The 6,693-nt window shown below is 67.7% G+C and carries 5 protein-coding genes and 1 pseudogene; 5 read left to right on the top strand and 1 reads right to left on the bottom strand.

The genetic code is table 11. The annotated features are described in order from the left end of the window. Nucleotides 1–202: 202 nt before the first annotated feature. Nucleotides 203–802: a TetR/AcrR family transcriptional regulator gene (locus tag B551_RS11540; RefSeq protein ID WP_006580270.1), complete on the bottom strand. Its 600-nt coding sequence runs from the start codon at nucleotides 800–802 to the stop codon at nucleotides 203–205. A gap of 249 nt (nucleotides 803–1,051) precedes the next feature. Between B551_RS11540 and B551_RS11535 the strand changes: the two genes are divergently transcribed. The 5 genes and pseudogenes from B551_RS11535 to B551_RS11515 form a co-directional block, all read left to right on the top strand. Continuing rightward, the gene (locus B551_RS11535) at nucleotides 1,052–1,453 is read left to right on the top strand and encodes a helix-turn-helix domain-containing protein (protein WP_023264128.1); all 402 of its coding nucleotides are present in this window, start codon (nucleotides 1,052–1,054) and stop codon (nucleotides 1,451–1,453) included. A gap of 454 nt (nucleotides 1,454–1,907) precedes the next feature. Then, complete coding sequence (locus B551_RS11530; protein WP_006579774.1) at nucleotides 1,908–2,867, top strand: MBL fold metallo-hydrolase; 960 nt, start codon at nucleotides 1,908–1,910, stop codon at nucleotides 2,865–2,867. 64 nt (nucleotides 2,868–2,931) lie between these two features. Beyond that, nucleotides 2,932–4,956 (top strand): FAD-dependent monooxygenase, encoded by a 2,025-nt coding sequence (locus B551_RS11525; protein ID WP_023264126.1) that lies wholly within the window; start codon nucleotides 2,932–2,934, stop codon nucleotides 4,954–4,956. A 61-nt stretch (nucleotides 4,957–5,017) separates the two neighbouring features. After that, nucleotides 5,018–6,346: a homogentisate 1,2-dioxygenase gene (gene hmgA, locus B551_RS11520; RefSeq protein WP_023264125.1), complete on the top strand. Its 1,329-nt coding sequence runs from the start codon at nucleotides 5,018–5,020 to the stop codon at nucleotides 6,344–6,346. 83 nt (nucleotides 6,347–6,429) lie between these two features. Then, a pseudogene (locus B551_RS11515) lies at nucleotides 6,430–6,693 on the top strand (fumarylacetoacetase); the annotation flags it as partial.

Raw genomic sequence — 6,693 nt, 5'->3', positions numbered from 1 at the left:
AGACAGGGCCTGTGTCACGATATTCACTCCGTTTGCGGTTCCATCCCTGGCCCGTCGACCTCGCTGCGCGGCCCCTCCTGCATCTCTCTCGGGCCTCGATAAGACCGACCGGTCGTGCTATTTATCGGCGAAAATGTTACCGATCGAAAACGTTGCCGCGTGGACCAGCGCAAAACGGTTCCGCGCCGGTGACCCCAGCAAGCTATGCGGCCGCGCGTTTGCCGCGTGTCACCAGCGACTGGAAGGCGCGGCGCGCCATCGCCTGGGCGTCGGCGCGCCCGAGCATCTTCAGCGATTGCTGGAAGGCCATCACGATGCCGGCCATCTCGAAGGCGATCTGGCGCGGTTCCTCGTCCGCCCCGAGGCCGCCATCCTGGATTGCGTCCGTCGCCACGCGGACCACGATGCCGTTCCAGTCCTTCAGCGCGCGGACCAGCATGTCGCGGATGACGCCCGGCCGGTCGCGATATTCCTGGCCCAGCGCCATGAACAGGCAGCGGCCGCCGGAGTCGGTGCTGCCGATCCATTCGAGCTGTCCTTCGAACAGCGCGCGCAGACGTGGCACGCCGCGCGGCTGGCGCAGCGCGGGCTGCACCACCATCGCCGTGAAGCGCTCGATCGCCAGTTCCAGCACTGCCTGCTGCAGGGCCTCCTTCGACTTGAAGTGCGCGTACAGGCCGCTCTTGGACATGTCCGTGCTGGCGGCCAGTTCGGCAAGCGACAGCTGCTCGAATCCGATCCGCGTGGCGGTATCGAATGCCTGAGCGATGATTGCGCTGCGCGTTAGCTGGCCTTTTTGCATGCTCGGAAGAATAGCACGACCGGTCGGTCTGTCAAACCGAACTTGGCGCTAACGAGGTCGATTCGCTATTGTGGAAGCACGGGCACTTCAAAGGGCCCGATATCGAGACGGCAGGGGCTGGAGGAAAGCCAACCGGCACAAATCGTGAAATCTGTAAAAGTGTTTCCCTGATTACATACGGAACGCGACGTGTGCTCTATACTCGAATGCACGTCCGCGCACTTTCTTTTTTGGTGACTGGAGACCGATATGAACAGTACAGCCGTGCCACGAGGCGCTAGCGAACCGTTCCGGCAACTGCGGGCGTTGCGCCGAGCGCGCAAGCTCAAGCAGGAGGACGTCGCCCGCAAGGCCGGGATCTCCCGGGAGGCGTATCTGCGTGCGGAGTCGGGCCAGGCCGATCCGCGTATGAGCACCTTCCTGGCCGCCTGCGAGGCGCTCGGTCTGGAGGTGGTGCTTGCCCCCCAGCATCTGGCGCAGGACGTCAATGCCTTCATCGCCAGCCGCAACGGCGGCGTGACTGCCGCCTCGATGGCCGGTCCGGCCGGCGGCGCCTCGGCGTCCTCGGCTTCGTCCGCCTCCTCCGGCGGCGGAACGTCCGGCGCGGGCGGCATGGGCTCCCCGCAGGGCGAAGGCCAGAAGCCCGTCTGATCCTGTCATTGTTCCCTTGGCGGCCGGCGTTCGTCCGGCCGCTGGTGTTGGCACCGCGCGGCGTCCGACCGCGTGCGGCGTGATCCGGCTCGTTCGTCCGGACGCGCTCCCGCCTTCTGCTCCGCCTTCTTCTCCCTCCTTTTCCGTTTCCTGAGACCGGCACCCGGCGCCGCGCGCACGCCGCCGTGCCGCCAATGGCTGCCCTCGTCCTCGTCCTGGTCCTCGTCCTCGTGCTGTTCCTGGTCCTGTTGCTGTTCTTCGTCGGACTTTGGGGCCGGATCCGATTGACACCCTTCGTGCCGCTGATTACGATTCGGTAAATTCGTTTCACAATCCGTAATTAATGAGGCGGAGCCCCAGCCGGCACGCCTCGGGCCTATGCTGGGAAGGCCAGCCAGCAGGGCGGGGCCCACAGCGGAGCCCCGGCAGCTACAAGCAGAACGGAGACAACCCCATGTCCAAAGCCTTTGCGTCGCAAGCCGACCTCGAAGCGAAACAGGTCACCTTCACCAAACTGTCCGACAACGCCTACGCCTATACCGCCGAGGGCGATCCGAACTCGGGCGTGGTGATCGGCGACGACAGCGTGCTGATCGTCGACACCACCGCCACGCCGGCGATGGCGCAGGACCTGATCGCGCGCATCCGGAGCGTGACCGACAAGCCGATCAAGCACGTGGTGCTGTCGCACTACCACGCGGTGCGCGTGCTGGGCGCCTCGGCCTATTTCGGCGAAGGCGCGCAGAACGTGATCGCCAGCCGCGGCACGTACGAGATGATCGTCGAGCGGGGCGAGGCCGACATGAAGTCCGAGATCGAGCGGTTCCCGCGGCTGTTCGCCGGCGTGGAGACCGTGCCGGGCCTGACGTGGCCGAACCTGGTGTTCGAGCGCGAGCTGACGCTGTTCCTCGGCAAGCTCGAGGTCAAGATCCTGCATCTCGGTCCGGGCCACACCAAGGGCGATACCGTGGTCTGGATTCCGTCGCAGAAGATCCTGTTCTCCGGCGACCTGGTCGAGTACGACGCGGCCTGCTATTGCGGCGACGCGCAGCTGGAGGAATGGCCGGCGACGCTCGACGCGCTGCGCGCGCTGCAGCCGCAGGCGCTGGTGCCGGGACGCGGACCTGCGCTGACCACGCCGGAACAGGTCGACAAGGGCCTCGCCTACACGCGCGATTTCGTCAGCACGCTGCTGCAGCGCGGCCGCGAGGCGGTGGCGCAGAAGCTGGACCTGAAGGGCGCGATGGCGCATACGCGCGCGGCGATGGATCCGAAGTTCGGCCACGTCTTCATCTACGAGCATTGCCTGCCGTTCGACGTGGCGCGCGCCTATGACGAGGCCAGTGGCATCAAGCATCCGCGCATCTGGACCGCCGAGCGCGACAAGGAAATGTGGGCCGCGCTGCAGGACTGAAGGCGCGGCATGCTGGCCGCCGCAGTCCGCGGGACAGCGGGCGCGACGGCCGGAGGGAGACGACATGGAAACCACAGCTGAGGAAACCACGGCCGAGGCAGGCGACAACTACCAGGCCCGCACCTTCGCCTACCGGCGCTGCGCCGAGCAGCAGCCGGACGCGCGGCCCGCGGTACGGCGGGTGGTCGTGATCGGGGCCGGTCCGGTCGGCCTCGCCACGGCGATCGACCTGGCGCAGCAGCAGGTGCCGGTGGTGCTGCTCGATGACGACTGCACGCTGGCCAGCGGTTCGCGCGCGATCTGCTTCGCCAAGCGCACGCTCGATATTTTCGATCGCCTCGGCTGCGGCGAGCGGCTGGTCGACAAGGGTGTGCGCTGGCACGTCGGCCGCGTGTTCTTCGACCAGGAGCAGGTCTACAGCTTCGATCTGCTGCCGGAGAGCGGTCACCATCGTCCTGCCTTCATCAACCTGCAGCAGTACTACGTCGAGGGCTATCTCGTCGATCGGGCCGCCGAACTGGAAGGACTCGAACTGCGCTGGCGTCATGGCGTCAGCGGGCTGCGCCAGCAGGAAGATCATGTCGTGCTGACGGTGTCGACGCCGGATGGCGACTACACGCTGCCGGCACGCTACGTGGTGGTGGCGGACGGCGCGCGCAGTCCCGTGCGCCAGCTGATGGGGCTGCAAAGCCAGGGCCGGACCTTCCGCGACCGCTTCCTGATCGCCGATGTGAAGATGGCCGCCGGCTTCCCGGCCGAGCGCTGGTTCTGGTTCGATCCGCCGTTCAACCGCAACCAGTCGGTGCTGCTGCATCGGCAGCCGGACAATATCTGGCGCATCGATTTCCAGCTGGGCTGGGATGCCGATCCCGAACAGGAGCGTCAGCCCGAACGCGTGCTGGCGCGGCTGCGCGCGCTGCTCGGGCCCGACGCGCAGTTCGAGCTCGAATGGGTCAGCGTCTACACCTTCTCGTGCCAGCGGATGGAGCGTTTTCGCCATGGCCGTGTGCTGTTCGCCGGGGACGCCGCGCATCGGGTGTCGCCGTTCGGCGCGCGCGGCGCCAACAGCGGCGTGCAGGACGCGGAGAACCTGGCGTGGAAGCTGCGGCTGGTGCTGGAAGGGCGGGCGCCCGACGCGCTGCTCGACACCTATGCCAGCGAGCGCGAATACGCGGCCGACGAGAACATCCTGCATTCGACGCGCTCGACCGATTTCATCACGCCGAAGAGCGCCACCAGCCGCGTGTTTCGCGACAGCGTGCTGCGGCTCGCGCGCCAGCATCCGTTCGCGCGCCAGCTGGTCAATAGCGGCCGGCTGTCGACGCCGACCGTGCTGGCGCCTTCGCCGCTGAACACGCCGGACAGCGCGCCGTTCGCCGGCGCGATGGTGCCCGGCGCGGTCTGCGCCGATGCGCCGGTGCGCGTGGTCGGCGACAAGGCGCAGCGCGAGAGCTGGCTGCTGCCGCATCTGGGCAACGGCTTTACCGCGCTGGTGTTCGCCGATGCGCAGGGCCTGTCGTCCGCGGCGCGCACGGCGCTCGAACAATTGAGCGCCGCGCCGGTGCCGGTGAAAGTGGTTTGCATGATGCCACCGACGCCATCGGCGCAGCCCACGCCCACGCTGCCGCGCGGCGCGGTCGTGCTCGAAGACGTCGAAGGCCTGGCCGTGCGCCGCTACGACGGCCAGCCCGGCACCTGCTATCTGCTGCGCCCGGACCAGCATGTCTGCGCACGCTGGCGCGAGGTCGACCACGACGCGCTGCTGGCCGCGCTGCGCCGCGCGCTCGGCATGATCGACGTGCAGTGGCGCGCGGCCCCGGCCGAGCCGCAGCCGCAGCACGCGCGGCTCGTCACCGAACCGAATCTCGCGCAGCCGGACGACGTCTACGAGTCGCTGCTCGAGATGCATCGCGATCTGAGCGATGCGCAAAGCCAGGCCGCCAACGCGCAGCTGATCCTGCTGCTGGCCAACCATATCGGCGACACCGCGGTACTGCGGCAAGCGATGGCGCTGGCGCGCGCCGCGGTGCCACCCGCGGTGCCGGGGCCGCAAGCGGACGCCGCCGTGCCGATTCCGGTTCCGGCGTAAGCCGATCCATCAAGCCGATCTTTTTTCCGAGAACCCTTCCCGAACCTCTGTCAGGACCACCATGACCCAAGCACTACGCCAAGACACCGACACCGGCGCGCTGCGCTACCAGTCCGGCTTCGCCAACGAATTCGCCACCGAAGCGCTGCCGGGCGCGCTGCCGGTCGGACAGAATTCGCCGCAGCGCGCGCCGTACGGCCTGTACGCCGAGCAGCTGTCGGGCACCGCCTTCACCGCGCCGCGCGCGCACAACCGCCGCTCGTGGCTGTACCGGATCCGCCCGGCGGCGGTGCACGAGTCCTTCGTCAAGATCGAGCAATCGCGAATCGTCAGCCGCTTCGACGAGGTGGCGCCGTCGCCGAACCAGATGCGCTGGAGCCCGCTGCCGATGCCGGACGCGCCGACCGACTTTATCGACGGCATCGTCACGATGGGCGGTAACGGCGGCCCCGACGCGATGGTTGGCTGCGGCATCCACCTGTACCTGGCCAACCGCTCGATGCAGGGCCGCTTCTTCTACAACGCCGACGGCGAGATGCTGATCGTGCCGCAGCAGGGCCGGCTGCGCCTGGCCACCGAACTGGGCGTGCTCGAGGTCGAGCCGCAGGAGATCGCGGTGGTGCCGCGCGGCGTGCGCTTCCGCGTCGAGCTGCTCGACGGCGAGGCGCGCGGCTATATCTGCGAGAACTACGGCGCGCTGCTGAAGCTGCCCGACCTCGGCGTGATCGGCTCGAATGGCCTGGCCAATCCGCGCGACTTCCAGACGCCGGTGGCCTGGTACGAGGACGTCGAGGGCGACTTCGAGCTGGTGGCCAAGTTCCAGGGCAATCTGTGGCGCGCGAAGATCGATCATTCGCCGCTGGACGTGGTGGCCTGGCATGGCAACTACGCGCCGTACAAATACGATCTGCGCCGCTTCAACACGATCGGCTCGATCAGCTTCGACCATCCGGACCCGTCGATCTTCCTGGTGCTGCACAGCCCGTCCGATACCGAGGGCGTCGACAACATCGACTTCGTGATCTTTGGCCCGCGCTGGCTGGCGATGGAGCACTCATTCCGCCCGCCCTGGTTCCACCGCAATATCGCCAGCGAGTTCATGGGCCTGATCGAAGGCGTCTACGACGCCAAGGCCGAAGGGTTTGCCCCGGGCGGCGCCAGCCTGCACAACTGCATGAGCGGCCACGGCCCCGACGCCGAGACCTTCGCGCGTGCCTCTGAAGCGGACACCACCAGGCCGCACCGCATCTCCGACACGATGGCCTTCATGTTCGAGACGCCGACGGTGATCCGGCCCACGCGCTTCGCCGCCGAATCGGCCGCGCTGCAGCCCGACTATCAGCACTGCTGGCAAGGGCTGAAGAAGCATTTCAACCCGAACGTGCGCTGATGGCCGGCGTACGCGGACGACGGAACCAACGTAACGCTACGTAACGCGCTACCTGGCGCATCACTCTTTAACGCATTGCATCCATGACTCAAGCCCAATCCTCCTGCAGCTGGATCGAATCGGCCAACGACGCCGCCACCCACTTCCCGCTGCAGAACCTGCCCTATGGCGTGTTCTCGCACGGCGCGCAGGCGCCGCGCGTCGGCGTCGCGATCGGCGAGAGCATCGTCGACCTGTCGGTGCTGGACGAGGCCGGCCTGCTGCCGGCCGCGGCGCGCGGCACCTTCGCCGCGCCGGTGCTGAACCGCTTCATCGCGCTGGGCCGTCCGGTCTGGCGCGAGACGCGC

Origin of the sequence: Cupriavidus sp. HPC(L) (genome assembly GCF_000307735.3) — a bacterium.
In the GTDB taxonomy this organism is placed as follows: Bacteria; Pseudomonadota; Gammaproteobacteria; order Burkholderiales; family Burkholderiaceae; genus Cupriavidus.
Note: the sequence above shows the minus strand (reverse complement) of the source record. Positions and strands in the feature narration are given on the sequence as shown.

Coding starts and splice junctions, on each gene's coding strand:
- B551_RS11540 (WP_006580270.1), bottom strand. CDS start 802: ATGCAAAAAGGCCAGCTAACGCGCAGCGCAATCATCGCTCAGGCATTC.
- B551_RS11535 (WP_023264128.1), top strand. CDS start 1,052: ATGAACAGTACAGCCGTGCCACGAGGCGCTAGCGAACCGTTCCGGCAA.
- B551_RS11530 (WP_006579774.1), top strand. CDS start 1,908: ATGTCCAAAGCCTTTGCGTCGCAAGCCGACCTCGAAGCGAAACAGGTC.
- B551_RS11525 (WP_023264126.1), top strand. CDS start 2,932: ATGGAAACCACAGCTGAGGAAACCACGGCCGAGGCAGGCGACAACTAC.
- hmgA (WP_023264125.1), top strand. CDS start 5,018: ATGACCCAAGCACTACGCCAAGACACCGACACCGGCGCGCTGCGCTAC.